This window comes from Bradyrhizobium glycinis, assembly GCF_016031655.1.
GTDB lineage: Bacteria > Pseudomonadota > Alphaproteobacteria > Rhizobiales > Xanthobacteraceae > Bradyrhizobium > Bradyrhizobium glycinis.
In genome coordinates this window covers 54,173-69,602 of record NZ_JACCHQ010000019.1, presented here as the reverse complement: position 1 = coordinate 69,602, position 15,430 = coordinate 54,173, and the positions used below count along the sequence as shown (strand labels likewise).

The following is a 15,430-nucleotide window of genomic DNA, read 5'->3' as shown; positions in this document are numbered from 1 at the left end:
ACAAGAGATCAACAGGAATGCACAAGATGCCCGTCGACCCAATTCAACTCAGCAAATTCCTGAGCTTCGTGCTGCGGCACAAGCCGGACGAAATCGGCTTGACCCTTGGCCCGAAAGGCTGGGCCAACATCGACGAACTGGTCGAAAGGGCCAAAGCAGCCGGGACAAAGTTCGAACGAGCCGATCTGCTCGGCGTCGTCGCAACCAGTGACAAAAAGCGGTTCTCGCTCTCGTCCGACGGGCTCAGCATTCGCGCGGCGCAAGGACATTCGGTCTCGGTGGAGCTCGGCCTGTCGCCGCGCGAGCCGCCGTCGATCCTATACCACGGCACGGCCACGCGGTTTGTGGAGGCGATCCTGTCCGAGGGCCTGAAGCCACAAGCGCGCCAGCAGGTGCATCTGTCCGCCGATGACGCGACGGCACAGAGAGTTGGTCAACGCCACGGCAAGCCCCACGTCTTCAAGGTCGATGCAGGCGGCATGCACGCGAAGGGATTCAAGTTCTACCGCGCGGACAATGGCGTGTGGCTGACCGACCACGTGCCGCCGGAGTTTCTGGCTTAGATTGTAGCGCGGCTACGCGACTACGGGGTCCACACCGTTTCCTCGGTCCAGCCGAGTTCGGCGAACTCGTCGGCCCGAAGCGGCGCTTCGCCTTCTGCGAAGAACTCGTCGAGCTGGGGCGGCGCGACGTTCGTGGCGGACAGCATGGCGTGCGCCTGTCCGCGATGATGGATCTGATGCTGAAACAGATGCATGAGCAGCCGGTCGCGGCGTTCGGTCTGAACGCTCGTGTCGCGGTTGATCTGGACGAAGCCGTCGAGGCGTTCAGTTGTCAGCCCATCACAGATCGCAATCAGGCGCTTGTCCATTGCGGCCTGGGCAGGTTTGAGCTCGGCAAGTGAGGGGTACGGCACCTCGTTCGTCCAGGCGTGCGGTCCTAGCCAGCCACCTTCAAGCGCATCGATGTAGAAGAGGTCGACGTTGTAGATGTGGTTCAGCGTATGCTGCAGGCTTGGAAAGAAGCCGGTGCGGTGGGCTTCGAATTCCGCCTGGGACAGCGCGGCGCAGGCGGTAAGCAGGCGATGGTTCGCCCAGGCATTGTTGTGGGCGAAGGCGCGATACGTTTGTACAAGTCCTGCGGACATGTCGGTTCTTCCCCGATCGTGCGGCGTCGGATTACGCTTCGCCCATCCGCCCTGCAGCCCTACGGCTTCGATGCAAATCGGCTACTCCGCCGCCTCGCTCGCCGCACGCCTCCGCTTCGGCTTCCGCGCCTTCTCCAGCACCGGCGCGAGGAATTTCCCCGTATAGCTCCGCGGCGCCTTGACGATGTCTTCCGGCGGGCCCCAGGCGACGATCTCGCCGCCGCCGTCGCCGCCTTCGGGCCCGAGGTCGATGACCCAGTCGGCGGTCTTGATGACTTCGAGATTGTGCTCGATGACGACGACCGTGTTGCCCTGCGCGACCAGTTCGTGCAGCACCTCCAGGAGCTTCTTGACGTCGTGGAAGTGCAGGCCGGTGGTCGGCTCGTCCAGGATATAGAGCGTGCGGCCGGTGGCGCGCTTGGACAGCTCCTTGGCCAGCTTGACGCGCTGGGCTTCACCGCCCGAGAGCGTCGTCGCCTGCTGGCCGACGTGGATGTAGTCGAGGCCGACGCGGTGCAGGGTCTGGAAGGTCTCGCGCACGCGCGGCACCGCCTTGAAGAATTCGGCGGCTTCCTCGACGGTCATGTCGAGCACGTCGGCGATGCTCTTGCCCTTGAACAGCACCTCCAGCGTCTCGCGGTTGTAGCGCTTGCCCTTGCAGACGTCGCAGGTGACGTAGACGTCGGGCAGGAAGTGCATCTCGATCTTGATGACGCCGTCGCCCTGGCAAGCCTCGCAGCGGCCGCCCTTGACGTTGAAGGAGAAGCGGCCGGGCTCGTAGCCGCGCGCTTTCGCTTCCGGAAGGCCGGCGAACCATTCGCGGATCGGCGTGAAGGCGCCGGTGTAGGTCGCCGGGTTCGAGCGCGGGGTGCGGCCGATCGGCGACTGGTCGATGTCGATGATCTTGTCGATGTGCTCGAGGCCCTCGATGCGGTCGTGCGGGGCGGCTCCCTCGCTGGCATTGTTGAGCTTGCGGGCGATGGCGCGATAGAGCGTGTCGATCAGCAGCGTCGACTTGCCGCCGCCGGAGACGCCGGTGACGCAGGTGAACAGGCCGAGCGGAATCTCCGCCGTGACGTTCTTGAGGTTATTGCCGCGCGCGTTCACCACCTTGATGGTGCGGCGGTGGTTCGGCGGACGCCGCTCCGGCACCTCGACCTCGAGCTCGCCGGTGAGATACTTGCCGGTCAGCGATTTCGGGTTGCGCATGATCTCGGCGGGCGTGCCTTCGGCGACGATGTTGCCGCCATGCATGCCGGCGCCGGGACCGATGTCGAGCACGTAGTCCGCAAGGCGGATGGCGTCCTCGTCGTGCTCGACCACGACCACGGTGTTGCCGAGGTCGCGCAGCCGCTTCAGCGTATCCAGCAGGCGGGCGTTGTCGCGCTGGTGCAGGCCGATCGAAGGCTCGTCCAGCACGTAGAGCACGCCTGTGAGCCCCGAGCCGATCTGCGAAGCGAGGCGGATGCGCTGGCTCTCGCCGCCGGACAGCGTGCCGGAGGAGCGGGACAGCGTGAGGTAGTTGAGGCCGACGTCGAGCAGGAAGGTGAGGCGCTCGCGGATCTCCTTCAGGATGCGGCCGGCGATCTCGTTCTGCTGCTTGTTCAGCGCCTCGGGCACGCCTGCGAACCACTCGCCGGCGCGCTTGACCGACAGCTCCGAGATCTCGCCGATATGCTTGCCGCCGACCTTGACGCAAAGCGCTTCGGGCTTGAGCCGAAACCCGTGGCACGCCTCGCAGGGCACGTCGTGGAAATATTTCGCCAGCTCCTCGCGCGCCCACTCGCTCTCGGTCTCGCGGTAGCGGCGGTTGATGTTGGTGATGACGCCCTCGAACGGCTTCTTGGTGTCGTAGGAGCGCACCCCGTCCTCGTAGGAGAACTTGATCTCGTCCTCGCCCGAGCCGTACAGGATCGCGTTCTGCGTCTTCTTCGGCAGATCCTTCCACTTGGTGTCGAGCGTGAACTTGTAGTGCTTGCCGAGCGCGGTCAGCGTCTGCACGTAATAGGGCGACGACGATTTGGCCCAGGGCGCGATCGCGCCCTTGCGCAGCGTCACATCCTTCTCGGGGATGACGAGGTCCTCGTCGACATGCTGCTCGACGCCGAGGCCGCCGCAGGCGGGGCAGGCGCCGTAGGGATTGTTGAAGGAGAACAGGCGCGGCTCGATCTCGGGAATGGTGAAGCCGGAGACCGGACAGGCGAACTTTTCCGAGAACAGGATGCGCTCGGGCCCGCTCTTGTCGTGGATCTTTGCGGTCTTCTTCTTTTCCTCCGCAGGAGCCGCCGCCGCGGGAGCATCGGCGAACTCGACGACGGCCAGGCCTTCGGCGAGCTTCAGCGCGGTCTCAAAGCTCTCGGCGAGGCGCTGGCCGATATCGGCGCGCACCACGATGCGGTCGACCACGACATCGATGTCGTGCGGGAATTTCTTATCGAGGTTGGGGGCTTCCGCCAGCTCATGGAAGGTGCCGTCGATCTTGACGCGCTGAAAGCCCTTCTTGAGCCACTCGGCGAGCTCCTTCTTGTACTCGCCCTTGCGGCCGCGCACGACCGGCGCCAGCAGATAGAGGCGGGTGCCCTCGGGCAGGGCCAGCACGCGGTCGACCATCTGCGAGACGGTCTGGCTCTCGATCGGCAGGCCCGTAGCCGGCGAATAGGGCACGCCGACGCGGGCCCACAAGAGGCGCATGTAGTCGTAGATCTCGGTGACGGTGCCGACGGTGGAGCGCGGGTTCTTCGACGTCGTCTTCTGCTCGATCGAGATCGCCGGCGAGAGCCCGTCGATCTGGTCGACGTCCGGCTTCTGCATCATCTCCAGGAACTGGCGGGCATAGGCCGAGAGCGATTCGACATAGCGGCGCTGGCCCTCGGCATAGATGGTGTCGAAGGCGAGGGAGGATTTGCCGGAGCCGGAAAGGCCGGTGAAGACCACCAGCTTGTCGCGGGGAATCTCGACGTCGATATTCTTGAGGTTGTGCTCGCGCGCGCCGCGGATCGTAATTGCGCGCAGGCTCGAGCCCGCGTTCTCTTGTTGGCGCTTCGCCCTGATCACTTCGTCCATCCCAGAGGTCCTCGAGGAATCCAAAGACGCGCGACCGCGCCAATGCAAAAGGCGCGCTTCGCCCGGAACCGGGAACGGCGCCGATGGGTATGGCAGCGAACGTAGGAAGAACGGCGGCGGATTTCCAGTGCGAGTTGCGAATCGTCAACGGATTGTTGGCGCGCTGGCGGCATCTGGCAGCAGGAACGTGCGGAACGCGGCCGGAACGGCGCCGCCAAAGCAAAAGGCCGGCGCGAGGCCGGCCTTTCGTAACGTCGGATGCGTCAGAGACGCAGCTTAATACTTCGCGACAACCGGGCCACCGAAGGTGTAGTTCAGGCGAACCGTGCCCATATCCACGTCCTGCTTGATACTGTCGCCGCGGGTGTTCACACCGAGGAAGGTGAAGTTGTCGGTGTGCTTGCCCATGAACAGGTGGTTGTATTCGACGGCAACCGACCAGTTCGGTGCGAAGCCGAACTCGATGCCCGTGCCGACGGTGCCGCCCCAACGGGTTTCGTTCGCGGTGTCGAGCGTGACGCCCGCCAGAGTGCCGCTGAACTTGTTGTGGGTGACGGCCGCGCCGCCCTTCACGTACCAGAGCACATTGTTCCAAGCATAACCCACCTGCCCGGTGAAGAGCCCGATGGCGTCGATCTTGGTATTGTTCACCAGCGGGAAGAGAGCCGCGGGCGAGCTGGTGTTGGAGCCCTTCAGGTCGGCCCAATCACCCTGGGCTTCGAGGCCGAACACCCAGCTGGCGGACTGCCAGCGGTAACCAACCTGGCCGCCGACCACGGCGCCAGTCGCATTGTGGCAACCTTCGGCTACCGGAGTGATGGCAACGCCACCCACGCTGGTCAGATCCCAGCAATTACGGCTCGAGCCGCCACCGGCGTTGGCGCCGATGTAGAAACCAGACCAGTTGTAGACTGAGGCCACAGCCACCGGAGCCTTGGTGTACGGGCGGGCCGCGAGATCAGCCGCCGATGCAGGGGCAGCCAGAGCGAACAAGCTGGCCGAAGCCAGCAAAAGCTTCTTCATATCAATTCCCCACTTCCATTTTCTCATTCCGGTCTTCCGGAGAGCGGAAGAGCAGCGGACCTCATGACCCAAGTAACATCATTGCTTTACACCATTGAAGCCAAAAGTTGTGTCACTCGGCGGCCACATCCGTCCGAAAACGCGAGCGAACGGGCGGCCGCAACAAATACAAAAAGGCCGGCGCGAGGCCGGCCTTTCGTAACGCGGGTGCGTTAGAGACGAAGCTCAGTACTTGGCGACGACCGGGCCACCGAAGTGATAATTCACGCCGACCTGCACGGTGTGCAGCTCGAGCGTGTTGGTGGGGAGGGCGCCCGAGAAGTAGGTCTCGCCGCCGAGGCTGCGATAGAGATACTCGCCCTTGACCGACCACTGCGGCGCGAAGAACGCCTCGACGCCGGCGCCGACAGTCCAGCCGTTGTGCCACTTGCTGTCCGACACGGACACGCCGAGTGCGGAGAGGGTGATCTTGTTGTCGACCCAGGCGTAACCGCCGGTGCCGTAGAACAGCACGTTGTTGACGGCGTAGCCGATGCGGCCGCGCACGGTGCCCATCGCATCGATCTTCGAGCTGGTGGTGAGGACGCCGGCGGTGACCGAGTCGCTGACGTCGGCCCAGGCGCCGTCGGCCTCGATACCGAACACGACGTTACCGGTCTGCCAATTGTAGCCGGCGGTGCCGCCGACGAAGCCGCCCTTCATCTTGATGTCGGAGGCGTCCTGCCAAGCGCCGCCGCCGACGATACCGAGGTAGAAGCCGGTCCAGTTGTAGACCGAGGCCACAGCCACCGGAGCCTTGGTGTAGGGGCGGGCTGCCAGATCAGCAGCCGAAGCGGGGGCCGCAAGAGCGAACACACAGGCCGAAGCCAACAAAACCTTTTTCATTTTCAACTTAATCCCAGTCCCAGTTTCTGTTGTTGCCTTCCGTGACGGAAGGGCAGCGGACTCAAACGGCCCAACTGACGCTGCATTTACACCACCAAAGCCGCAAGTTGTGTCTCCGAAAAGCCACAACAGCCGAAAAGGTGATGGTTGCTGACTCATTTACGTCCAGCATCGTGCCAAAATAAAAAGGGCCGGCGCGGGCCGGCCCTTCCCTTCGCTCGCGAAATCAGCGGGATATCAGTACCTCGCAACCAGTGGGCCGCCGAAGCGATAGTTCAAGCGGACAAGACCCATGTCGACGTCCTGACTGATGCGATCGCTTCCGAACACGACGCCTGCAGGCGTCGTGAAGGTGATCGTGCGGTCGCCGAGGAAGATGTGGTTGTACTCGACGCCGAGCGTCCAGTTCGGAGCAAATCCGAATTCCAGACCGGCGCCAACGGTGCCGCCCCAGCGGGTCTCGCGAGCCGATGCCAGCAGCGTGCCGGCGCCCGGCGTGCCGGCCGCGGCATAAACGTCGTACTTGTCCCCGACCACGGCGCCGCCGCCCTTCACATAGAGCAGCACGTTGTTCCAGGCGTAACCGACCTGGCCCGTAAGCAGGCCAAAAGCATCGATGCGGGAGCGGTTGCGATCACCGGTGACCAAAGCGCTTCCAGGGAAGACGGTGCTGACGTTGTCGCCCGAGAAGTCAGCCCAGTTACCCTGGCCTTCGACGCCGAACACCCAATTGGTGGACTGCCAGCGATAGCCGATCTGGCCACCGACGGTGCCACCGGTCGCGTTGTGGCATCCTTCACGGACGAAGGTGCCGGGAACCCCGGTTACGGCGCCGGTAGCGTCGAGGAAGTCCCAGCACTTGCGGCTGGTGCCGCCGCCGCCGTTGATGCCGATATAGAAGCCGCTCCAGTCGTAGATCGCAGCGACCGCCGGTGCCGGAGCCTTGGTGTAGGGACGCGCGGCCATGTCCGCCGCGCTTGCCGGAGCCGACAGCCCCAACGCCAGTACACTGATTGTGCCAAATAGAACCTTATTCATTGCAGTCTCCCCAAGTTTCGTCCGCTTCATGAAAGTCCCCGAAACGGCTGATCAGGCGCGACGCCCATATGAACTAATTCCAAGGCAAAGGTAGCCTAAGGAAAGGGCAAAGTCCGTCTCCGGAATGCCACACTCGCGGCTCAACTGAGGTGGAACAACTTGATGAATGTTAAGTGGTTTTGGGCGTTCACGGGAACTCGGTAAGGTTCCATTCGAGGGCTGCCCTTTTGCGCGGCATGCGCGGGAAAATCCGCTCGCCTCGTGACGAAGAACAAATCTGGAACAAACCTGAGCGTGATGCTATATGTGGGGATAACCCCGGGGGTGGCAGGCTGACCGGTGCCCGCAAGCGTATAGGGTCGCCCTAGCGGGCGCAGAAGAACGCGGGCAGCGGATTCGCCCTTTTGAAATTCAGTGGCATTTGGAGTGGAGAGCGGCGATGGCGGGAAGCGTCAACAAGGTCATTCTGGTTGGAAATCTCGGCAAGGATCCCGAAATCCGCCGCACCCAGGACGGGCGGCCGATCGCGAACTTGAGCATCGCCACCTCGGAGACCTGGCGCGACAAGAACACCGGCGAGCGCAAGGAAAAGACCGAGTGGCATCGCGTCGTGATCTTCAATGAAGGACTCTGCAAGGTCGCCGAACAATACCTGAAGAAGGGCGCGAAGGTTTACATCGAAGGCGCGTTGCAGACCCGCAAATGGACCGACCAGAGCGGCGTCGAGAAGTACTCGACCGAGGTCGTGCTGCAGGGCTTCAACTCCACGCTGACGATGCTCGACGGCCGCGGCGGTGGCGGCGGAGGCGGCAGCTTCGGCGACGAGCCGGGTGGCGATTTCGGCTCCTCCGGACCCGTAAGCAGCGCGCCGCGCCGTCCCGTTGCCGCCGGCGGCGGCCGCAACAGCGACATGGACGACGATATCCCGTTCTGAGCCTCCGTGCGCTTGCTCGCGTGAGGCGGCAGGACGTCTCACCAATTGCCGGGCCAGGCACGATTTTTTCGGCCTTGCCTCATGTGCAGCCTCAGGTTTTTGACGGGGCGCGATGTGATGGCATGTTAATCAAATTCACATCGCCTTCGCCCGGACGCGAGGAAGCCTCGCATGAGTCTTGCGCCGCTGCTTGAGGCTGCTCCCTCGATCCCGCTCCATGCCTTTGCCGCAATGGCCGCCATCGTGCTCGGCCTTGTCCAGTTTGCTGCCCCTAAAGGCACGCTGCCGCACCGGACCATCGGCTGGCTCTGGGTGGTCCTGATGGTGGTCGTGGCCGCCTCGTCGTTCTGGATCCACGAGATCCGCCTGGTCGGGCCGTTCAGCCCGATCCATCTGTTGTCGATCTTCACCCTGGTTGTTCTGCCGCTGGCAGTGTGGCGGGCGCGAACCCATCGCATCGCCGATCACCGGCGGATGATGATCTTCATCTTCGCCGGCGCGCTGGTGGTCGCGGGGCTGTTCACGCTGGTGCCCGGGCGCATCATGCACCGCGTGATTTTCGGGGTGAGACCCGGTTCCGCCCGGTCCGTTCCCGGCCTGTCGGCGGCAGTGCCCGGCAGGGCGTAAGTCTCTGGAAAAACAGTCGGAAAAAGCGCGTCCCGAGCCCCGGCAAGGGTGGTTATCGGGGGTGTGATGCGCTATATGATTCCCAGACAAAACCTCACCGGATTCCCCCTTGGCTGACGACGACAACAAGCCCGGCGACCAGCCGGCGCACCCCTCGGACATTCGTCCCGTTTCCATCTACGAGGAGATGAAGAAGTCCTATCTCGATTACGCCATGAGCGTGATCGTGGCGCGTGCGCTGCCCGATGCGCGCGACGGGTTGAAGCCGGTCCACCGCCGGATCCTGTTCGCGATGAACAATCGCGGCGACACCCCGGACAAGAAGCACAAGAAGTCCGCCGGCGCCGTCGGCGAGGTCATGGGTAAGTACCATCCCCATGGCGACCAGGCGATCTATGACGCCTTGGTGCGCATGGCGCAGGACTTCTCGATGCGCGCGCCCTTGATCGACGGGCAGGGCAATTTCGGCTCGGTCGACGGCGATCCGCCGGCGGCGATGCGCTACACCGAGTCGCGCCTGACCAAGATCGCGCTGAAGCTGCTCGAGGACATCGACGACGACACGGTTGACTTCCAGGATAATTACGACGGTTCCGAGAAGGAGCCGGTGGTTCTGCCCGCGCGGTTCCCGAACCTCTTGGTCAACGGCGCCGGCGGTATCGCGGTCGGCATGGCCACCAATATCCCGCCGCACAATCTCGGCGAGGTGATCGACGCTTGCGTCGCGCTGATCGACAATCCGTCGCTGACGATCGACGAGCTCATCAACATCATCCCGGGCCCGGATTTCCCGACCGGTGGCATTATCCTCGGACGCCAGGGCATCCGCAGCGCCTATCATCTCGGCCGCGGCTCCATCGTAATGCGCGGCAAGGTCACCTTCGAGACGATCCGCAAAGAGCGCGAGGCGATCGTCATCACCGAGATCCCCTATCAGGTGAACAAGGCGACGATGGTCGAGCGCATCGCCGAGCTCTACAAGGAAAAGAAGATCGAGGGCATCTCCGACCTGCGCGACGAGTCCGACCGCGATGGCTATCGCGTCGTCGTCGAGCTCAAGCGCGATGCCGTGCCAGACGTCGTGCTGAACCAGCTCTACAAGTTCACGCCGCTGCAGACGAGCTTCGGCGTCAACGCCGTCGCGCTCGATTCTGGCCGTCCGCAGACCATGAACCTGAAGGACATGCTGACGATCTTCGTCGGCTTCCGCGAGCAGGTCGTCACCCGCCGGACCAAGTACAAGCTGCGCAAGGCGCGCGAACGCGCGCACGAGCAGGTCGGCCTCGCCATTGCGGTCGCCAATATCGATGAGATCATCAAGGTGATCCGGCACTCGCCGACGCCGGCTGCGGCGCGGGAGACACTGATGACCCGCGACTGGGCCGCGCGCGACGTCGAGGACATCATCACGCTGATCGACGATCCCCGTCACCGCATCAACGCGGACGGGACGATCCGCCTGTCGCTGGAGCAGGCGAGGGCGATCCTGGAGCTGCGCCTGGCGCGCCTCACCGCGCTCGGCCGCGACGAGATCGGGGAGGAGCTGTCCAAGCTCGCCGGCGAGATCAGCGATTATCTCGACATCCTGCGCTCGCGCGGGCGCATCCTCGACATCATCAAGACCGAGCTCGCCGAGGTGAAGACCGAGTTCGCAACCCCGCGCCGCACCGTGATCATGGAGCAGGAGGGCGAGGTCGAGGACGAGGACCTGATCCAGCGCGAGGACATGGTCGTCACGGTCTCGCATGCCGGCTACGTCAAGCGCGTGCCGCTATCGGCCTATCGCGCCCAGCGCCGCGGCGGCAAGGGCCGCTCCGGCATGCAGACCCGCGACGAGGATTTCGTCAGCCGGCTCTTTGTCGCCTCGACCCATACTCCGGTGCTGTTCTTCTCCTCGCGCGGCCAGGTGTACAAGGAAAAGGTCTGGCGGCTGCCGATGGCCGCGCCGAACGCACGCGGCAAGGCCATGATCAACATCCTGCCGCTGGAGCAGGGCGAGCGCATCACCACCATCATGCCGCTGCCGGAGGATGAATCGACCTGGGGCCAGCTCGACGTGATGTTCGCCACCACGGGCGGCAACGTCCGCCGCAACAAGCTGTCCGACTTCGTCGACGTGCGCCGCTCCGGCATCATCGCCATGAAGCTCGACGACAACGAGGCGATCGTCGACGTGCAGATCTGCACCGAGCGCGACGACGTGCTGCTGACCGCTGCCGGCGGCCAGTGCATCCGCTTCCCCGTCACCGACGTGCGCGTGTTCACCGGGCGCACCTCGATGGGCGTGCGCGGCATCGCACTCGGCGAAGGCGACAAGGTGATTTCGCTGGCGATCCTGCGCCACGTCGACACCACCTCGGACGAGCGCTCAGCCTATTTGAAGATGCGCCGCGCGGTGGCGGGTGAAGCCGCCGCGGACGAGGCGCCGGCCGATGCTGAGGCCGAGGAGACCTCGGGCAGCTTCCAGCTCCCGCAGGAGCGATATGTCGAGATGTCGGCGCAGGAGCAGGTCGTGCTGACCGTCTCCGTCAACGGCTATGGCAAGCGGACCTCGTCCTACGAGTACCGCACCACGGGCCGCGGCGGCAAAGGCATCGTCGCCATGAGCGTCAATAACCGCAACGGCAATCTCGTGGCCTCGTTCCCCGTGGAGGAGGCCGATCAGATCATGCTCGTCACCGACAAGGGCCAGCTGATCCGCTGCCCGGTCGAAGGCATCCGCATCGCCGGCCGCTCGACGCAAGGCGTGATCGTGTTCGACACCGCCGAGGACGAGCACGTCGTCTCGGTCGAGCACATCACCGAAGAGGCGGAGAACGGCAACGGCGAGAACGGCAACGGGGCGTGACGCCCCGTTCTAAGCTGCGTTTGCAAGCTCCCGCGTCAAATCGGCAAGCGCTTCCTGCTTGCCGATTTGCGCCATCCAGCACCATAGCTCCAGCGTGCAATACATGCGGTAGAGACGAAGCGTTTCCTGCCAATCGGTACGCTCGATCTTGCCATAGCCCGCGAGCAGTCCTTCGCGCTTCGGTGCATCCTTCGCCGTGAAATAGTAGAGCGCCTTTGCGATATCCATCAGCGGATCGCCTGACGTCGCATTCTCGAAATCGACGATACCTGACAAATGCGGAGCGCCCTGCGGCGTCACCAGCACGTTACCAGCATGGAAATCGTAGTGGCAAAGGCTCGGGGTGACGGCAGCATCAAAAAGGTGCTGCCGAGCGGCAACGGCTTTCCGAATTCGCCCGGCAAGTGCGGGTTCTCCGCCTCGATTGCAAAATTCCTTCAGTTTTCGCTCGAGCTGCGCGCACATGTAGGCCCGGTTGCTCGGATGCGCCGTCCAGACCCCGTGAGGACCAATGTAGCCAAAACTATCGAGGGAAACTTCGTTGATCCTGCGAAGCGCAGCACCCATCTCGGCGTAGATTGCGAACAACCCTGCGTCCGATAGATCGGCTTCGCGTCGGCCGAGGATCGTGCCGTCGAGCTTGGTCATCAGGACGTAGTTGAGGTCGATCACAGATTGCGTGTCGTCGGCGAACAATATTCTCGGAACGGCTACATCGACGCCACGGAGAAGTCCCAGAACGTAGACCTCCTTCTCCATTTTCCACTGCAGCGATGCAGGGTAGGCCTTGAGGACGCAGGCGCGCGAATCCGCCAACACGATCTCCAGGACGGTGCCGATCTCCCCGCCATGCAGTTCGGCGACGTTCAGCAGCGAGGCCTGCGGAGATATCTGACCGAGGATCGCCTGCACCTGATCGACCGAGATTGTCAGCCGCGGCTTCAGCTGCAGAGGTGGATCATTGGACATTTTCGCACCTGCAGCACGGCGGCTGCGCTATGGCGGCTTCCGTCAGGGCTTAGAGTGGGCAGGTGCCGACACCGCCGCAGACCCCCAAGGGCGCCCACGGTCATGGCAGGCGGCAGCCGATCGGAACAGTGCCCCCCTCAACCAGATCGCGCTCGACGGGCCATTCCGACGGGCGCGAACACGATGCAGTCTGCGACGAGACGTCGCAAATATCCATGGGGTTTATCTAGAGGGACCTACCCGACGCGAACGTACAGATCCGTCTACGGGGTGCGGTCGGCGGTCACGAGGCGCGCCTCGCGGACATTGGCCTTGCTGCCGGCGCGGCGCAGGCAGGACGCCTCGAAATTCGGCCAGGCCTGCTGCGAGCAGTCACGGCCGACGGCGCGGATATCCAGCCGGTCGCTCTTGGCCAGCGGCTGCGGCACGCTGGCTTCGACCTTCGGGGCAAAGCCGGGCAGGAGGGTGAGGGCCGCGGCAACACACGCAGACAGAGCGATCGCTGAAAGAGCCTTGATCATTGACAGTCCCCTGTGATGCGGCCGCCTACGCCCAGTACGCGGCCCGTCGTTCGTTGGCCGGATTAGTAACCATGGCCAGTTTCCGGACGTCTTCGCCGTCGCCGGAAATGGTTTCGTTCGCGCTCCGTTTTGTTTCGTAGCCACCCCGAGGACGAAACAAACCGGCTGTCGCCGACGCCCGGCCGGACGTTTTCGGGGGCTGGACCGGAAACGGACAAGGACCCTGTCCGGCTTGCCGGCCCGGGCCGGGCGAGGTAGGACGGGGCCATGTCGCGCATTGCCTTCTACCCGGGTTCCTTCGACCCCATCACCAACGGCCACCTGGATGTGGTCCGGCACAGCGTTGCGCTGTGCGACAGGCTTGTGGTCGCGATCGGGGTGCATCCCGGCAAGAAGCCGCTGTTCTCGACCGAGGAGCGGCTCCAGATGCTCGAGGACGTCTGTGGTCCGATCGCGGCGCAGGCCGGCTGCGTGCTCGAGGCGACGACCTTTGACGATCTATCGGTCACTGCGGCGCGAAAGCACGGCGCGACCATCATGATCCGGGGCCTGCGCGACGGCACCGACCTCGACTACGAAATGCAGCTCGCCGGCATGAACGAGGCCATGGCGCCCGAGGTGCACACGGTCTTCCTGCCGGCCTCTCCCATGGTCCGCCCGATCACCGCCACTTTGGTGCGCCAGATCGCCGGCATGGGCGGGGACGTCTCGGCCTTTGTCCCGCCGCAGGTCGCGGCACAGCTCAAGGCCAAATTCGCCGGCTAGCGGCGCGCTTCCACTTCTCTCTGATCCGGAGTTGTCATGATCCGAATTCTCGCAGTTCTTGCCGCGCTTCTGTTCGCGGCGCCGGCGGTGGCGCAGCAATTGCCGGCAAATCTCGACAAGGCCAACGCCATCGTCATCGACAGCACCAAGGGCCGCATCGTCATCAAGCTCAGGACCGACATCGCGCCCCAGCATGCCGAACGCATCAAGCAGCTCGCGCGCGAGGGCTTCTACAACAACGTGCCGTTCCACCGCGTCATGGACGGCTTCATGGCGCAGACGGGCGACGGCCAGAACTTCAACGGCACCGGCGGCTCGAAGTACCCGAACCTGAAGCAGGAATTCTCCAAGGTGCATTTTGCCCGCGGCATCGTCGGCATGGCTCGGCGCGGCGACAGCGTCGACAGCGCCAACTCGCAGTTCTTCATCATGTTCGCCGACGGCGGCAGCCTCGACGGCCAGTACACCGTGATCGGTGAGGTCGTGCAGGGCATGGACGTCGTCGACAAGCTGAAGAAGGCGCCCCCCGGCTCGCCCGGCGGCTCCGTCACCGACCCCGACAAGATGGTGAAGGTGCAGGTCGCCTCCGACATCAAATAGGAGCGGCCATGGCGCGCCGTGGTGGCAAGCTCGTGCTGGTTGCCGCGGTGCTGCTGCTCGGCACCTCCCAGGCGGCCGTGGAGGCCGCAGAGGTCAATACGATCCAGGACATCTTCCGGCACCTGCGCACCTGCTGGAGACCGCCGTCGCCGGCCAGGGCGCGCCCACTCGACATCACCGTCGTCGTGAGCTTTAACCGGGCCGGAAACATTCTGGGCCATCCGAGGATTACCTATGAATCCGCGGAGGCCTCCGACAATGACCGGCTGCAATACCGGATCGCGGTGATGGAGGCGTTGCAACGCTGCACGCCAGTGCCATTTACCGATGCAATGGCCGGCGCCGCGGCGGGACGTCCATTCGCAATCCCGTTCCGCAACCGCGACACGTCACCCGACAAGACTTCACCCCCAACGCAAGAGAGACGAGCATGAGCGACACCGAAAACACCCTGATCCTCGAGACCACGCAGGGCCCCGTCACCATCGAGATGCGGCCCGATCTCGCCCCGAACCACGTCGCCCGCATCAAGGAGCTGGTGCGCGAGGGCTTCTACGACGGCATCGTGTTTCACCGCGTGATCGAGGGCTTCATGGCGCAGACCGGCTGCCCGCACGGCACCGGCACCGGCGGCTCCGGCAAGAAGCTGAAGGCCGAGTTCAACAAGGAGCCGCACGTGCGCGGCACCGCCTCGATGGCCCGCGCCGCCAATCCCGATTCCGGCGACAGCCAGTTCTTCATCTGCTTCGACGACGCCCGCTTCCTCGACAACCAGTACACGGTGTGGGGCAAGGTCACCGAGGGCATGGAGAATGTCGACAAGATCAAGCGCGGCGAGCCGGTGCAGAACCCGGACAAAATCGTCAAGGCGCGGATGGCCGCGGACAAGGAATAAGTACGCGACCCTCATCCTGAGGAGCGCGGAACGCGCGTCTCGAAGGATGAAGGCCCCGCTGCTGCAGTTCGGCCTTCATGGTTCGAGACGGCGCGAAGCCTGTCATCGGGCCGCG

At 64.1% G+C, this 15,430-nt stretch carries 15 protein-coding genes; 8 read left to right on the top strand and 7 right to left on the bottom strand.

Translation table 11 applies throughout. From position 1 onward, the window contains the following. The first annotated feature begins 26 nt into the window (after positions 1–26). A complete protein-coding gene (locus HZZ16_RS24695) occupies positions 27–563 on the top strand; it encodes an RNA 2'-phosphotransferase (protein WP_246510414.1) in 537 nt (178 codons plus the stop codon). A gap of 20 nt (positions 564–583) precedes the next feature. Here the strand turns inward: HZZ16_RS24695 and HZZ16_RS24690 are convergent, their stop codons facing one another. The 5 genes from HZZ16_RS24690 to HZZ16_RS24670 form a co-directional block, all read right to left on the bottom strand. Next, positions 584–1,147, bottom strand: a complete 564-nt coding sequence (locus HZZ16_RS24690) for a DinB family protein (RefSeq protein ID WP_197952467.1) — start codon at positions 1,145–1,147, stop codon at positions 584–586. A gap of 81 nt (positions 1,148–1,228) precedes the next feature. Next, positions 1,229–4,210 (bottom strand): excinuclease ABC subunit UvrA, encoded by a 2,982-nt coding sequence (uvrA, locus tag HZZ16_RS24685; protein WP_197952466.1) that lies wholly within the window; start codon positions 4,208–4,210, stop codon positions 1,229–1,231. A gap of 276 nt (positions 4,211–4,486) precedes the next feature. After that, positions 4,487–5,233, bottom strand: a complete 747-nt coding sequence (locus HZZ16_RS24680; RefSeq protein WP_197952465.1) for an outer membrane protein — start codon at positions 5,231–5,233, stop codon at positions 4,487–4,489. Between the two features lie 225 nt (positions 5,234–5,458). Further along, complete coding sequence (locus HZZ16_RS24675) at positions 5,459–6,118, bottom strand: outer membrane protein (RefSeq protein WP_197952464.1); 660 nt, start codon at positions 6,116–6,118, stop codon at positions 5,459–5,461. Positions 6,119–6,355: 237 nt separating this feature from the next. Further along, entirely contained in the window at positions 6,356–7,156 is an 801-nt protein-coding gene (locus HZZ16_RS24670) for an outer membrane protein (RefSeq protein ID WP_197952463.1), read from the bottom strand. Positions 7,157–7,595: 439 nt separating this feature from the next. Here HZZ16_RS24670 and HZZ16_RS24665 point away from each other — a divergent pair, with 439 nt between their 5' ends. The 3 genes from HZZ16_RS24665 to gyrA all read left to right on the top strand — a co-directional run bounded on the left by HZZ16_RS24665 (position 7,596) and on the right by gyrA (position 11,565). Next, positions 7,596–8,090, top strand: coding sequence for a single-stranded DNA-binding protein (locus HZZ16_RS24665; protein ID WP_027575349.1), 495 nt, complete (start codon positions 7,596–7,598; stop codon positions 8,088–8,090). A 171-nt stretch (positions 8,091–8,261) separates the two neighbouring features. Next, positions 8,262–8,717, top strand: a complete 456-nt coding sequence (locus HZZ16_RS24660; protein WP_246510408.1) for a DUF2306 domain-containing protein — start codon at positions 8,262–8,264, stop codon at positions 8,715–8,717. Between the two features lie 109 nt (positions 8,718–8,826). After that, positions 8,827–11,565, top strand: coding sequence for a DNA gyrase subunit A (gene gyrA, locus HZZ16_RS24655; RefSeq protein ID WP_197952462.1), 2,739 nt, complete (start codon positions 8,827–8,829; stop codon positions 11,563–11,565). A gap of 9 nt (positions 11,566–11,574) precedes the next feature. On the opposite strand, the gene HZZ16_RS24650 is transcribed toward gyrA, so the two are convergent. Both HZZ16_RS24650 and HZZ16_RS24645 read right to left on the bottom strand, forming a co-directional pair. Continuing rightward, entirely contained in the window at positions 11,575–12,477 is a 903-nt protein-coding gene (locus HZZ16_RS24650; RefSeq protein WP_311974238.1) for a phosphotransferase family protein, read from the bottom strand. Positions 12,478–12,797: 320 nt separating this feature from the next. Continuing rightward, the gene (locus HZZ16_RS24645; RefSeq protein WP_197952460.1) at positions 12,798–13,055 is read right to left on the bottom strand and encodes a hypothetical protein; all 258 of its coding nucleotides are present in this window, start codon (positions 13,053–13,055) and stop codon (positions 12,798–12,800) included. Between the two features lie 267 nt (positions 13,056–13,322). On the opposite strand from HZZ16_RS24645, the gene coaD reads away from it, so the two are divergent. From coaD to HZZ16_RS24625, 4 genes are read left to right on the top strand one after another with little or no spacing between them, the layout of a single operon-like run. Further along, positions 13,323–13,820 carry a pantetheine-phosphate adenylyltransferase gene (gene coaD / locus HZZ16_RS24640; protein ID WP_197952459.1) on the top strand — a complete coding sequence of 166 codons (498 nt, stop codon included), beginning with the start codon at positions 13,323–13,325 and terminating at the stop codon, positions 13,818–13,820. A gap of 36 nt (positions 13,821–13,856) precedes the next feature. Continuing rightward, positions 13,857–14,420, top strand: coding sequence for a peptidylprolyl isomerase (locus tag HZZ16_RS24635; RefSeq protein WP_197952458.1), 564 nt, complete (start codon positions 13,857–13,859; stop codon positions 14,418–14,420). Between the two features lie 8 nt (positions 14,421–14,428). After that, positions 14,429–14,854 (top strand): UCP034077 family protein, encoded by a 426-nt coding sequence (locus HZZ16_RS24630; RefSeq protein ID WP_197952457.1) that lies wholly within the window; start codon positions 14,429–14,431, stop codon positions 14,852–14,854. Beyond that, positions 14,851–15,315, top strand: a complete 465-nt coding sequence (locus tag HZZ16_RS24625; RefSeq protein ID WP_197952456.1) for a peptidylprolyl isomerase — start codon at positions 14,851–14,853, stop codon at positions 15,313–15,315. The genes HZZ16_RS24630 and HZZ16_RS24625 overlap by 4 nt, the downstream gene beginning before the upstream one ends. Positions 15,316–15,430 lie beyond the last annotated feature (115 nt).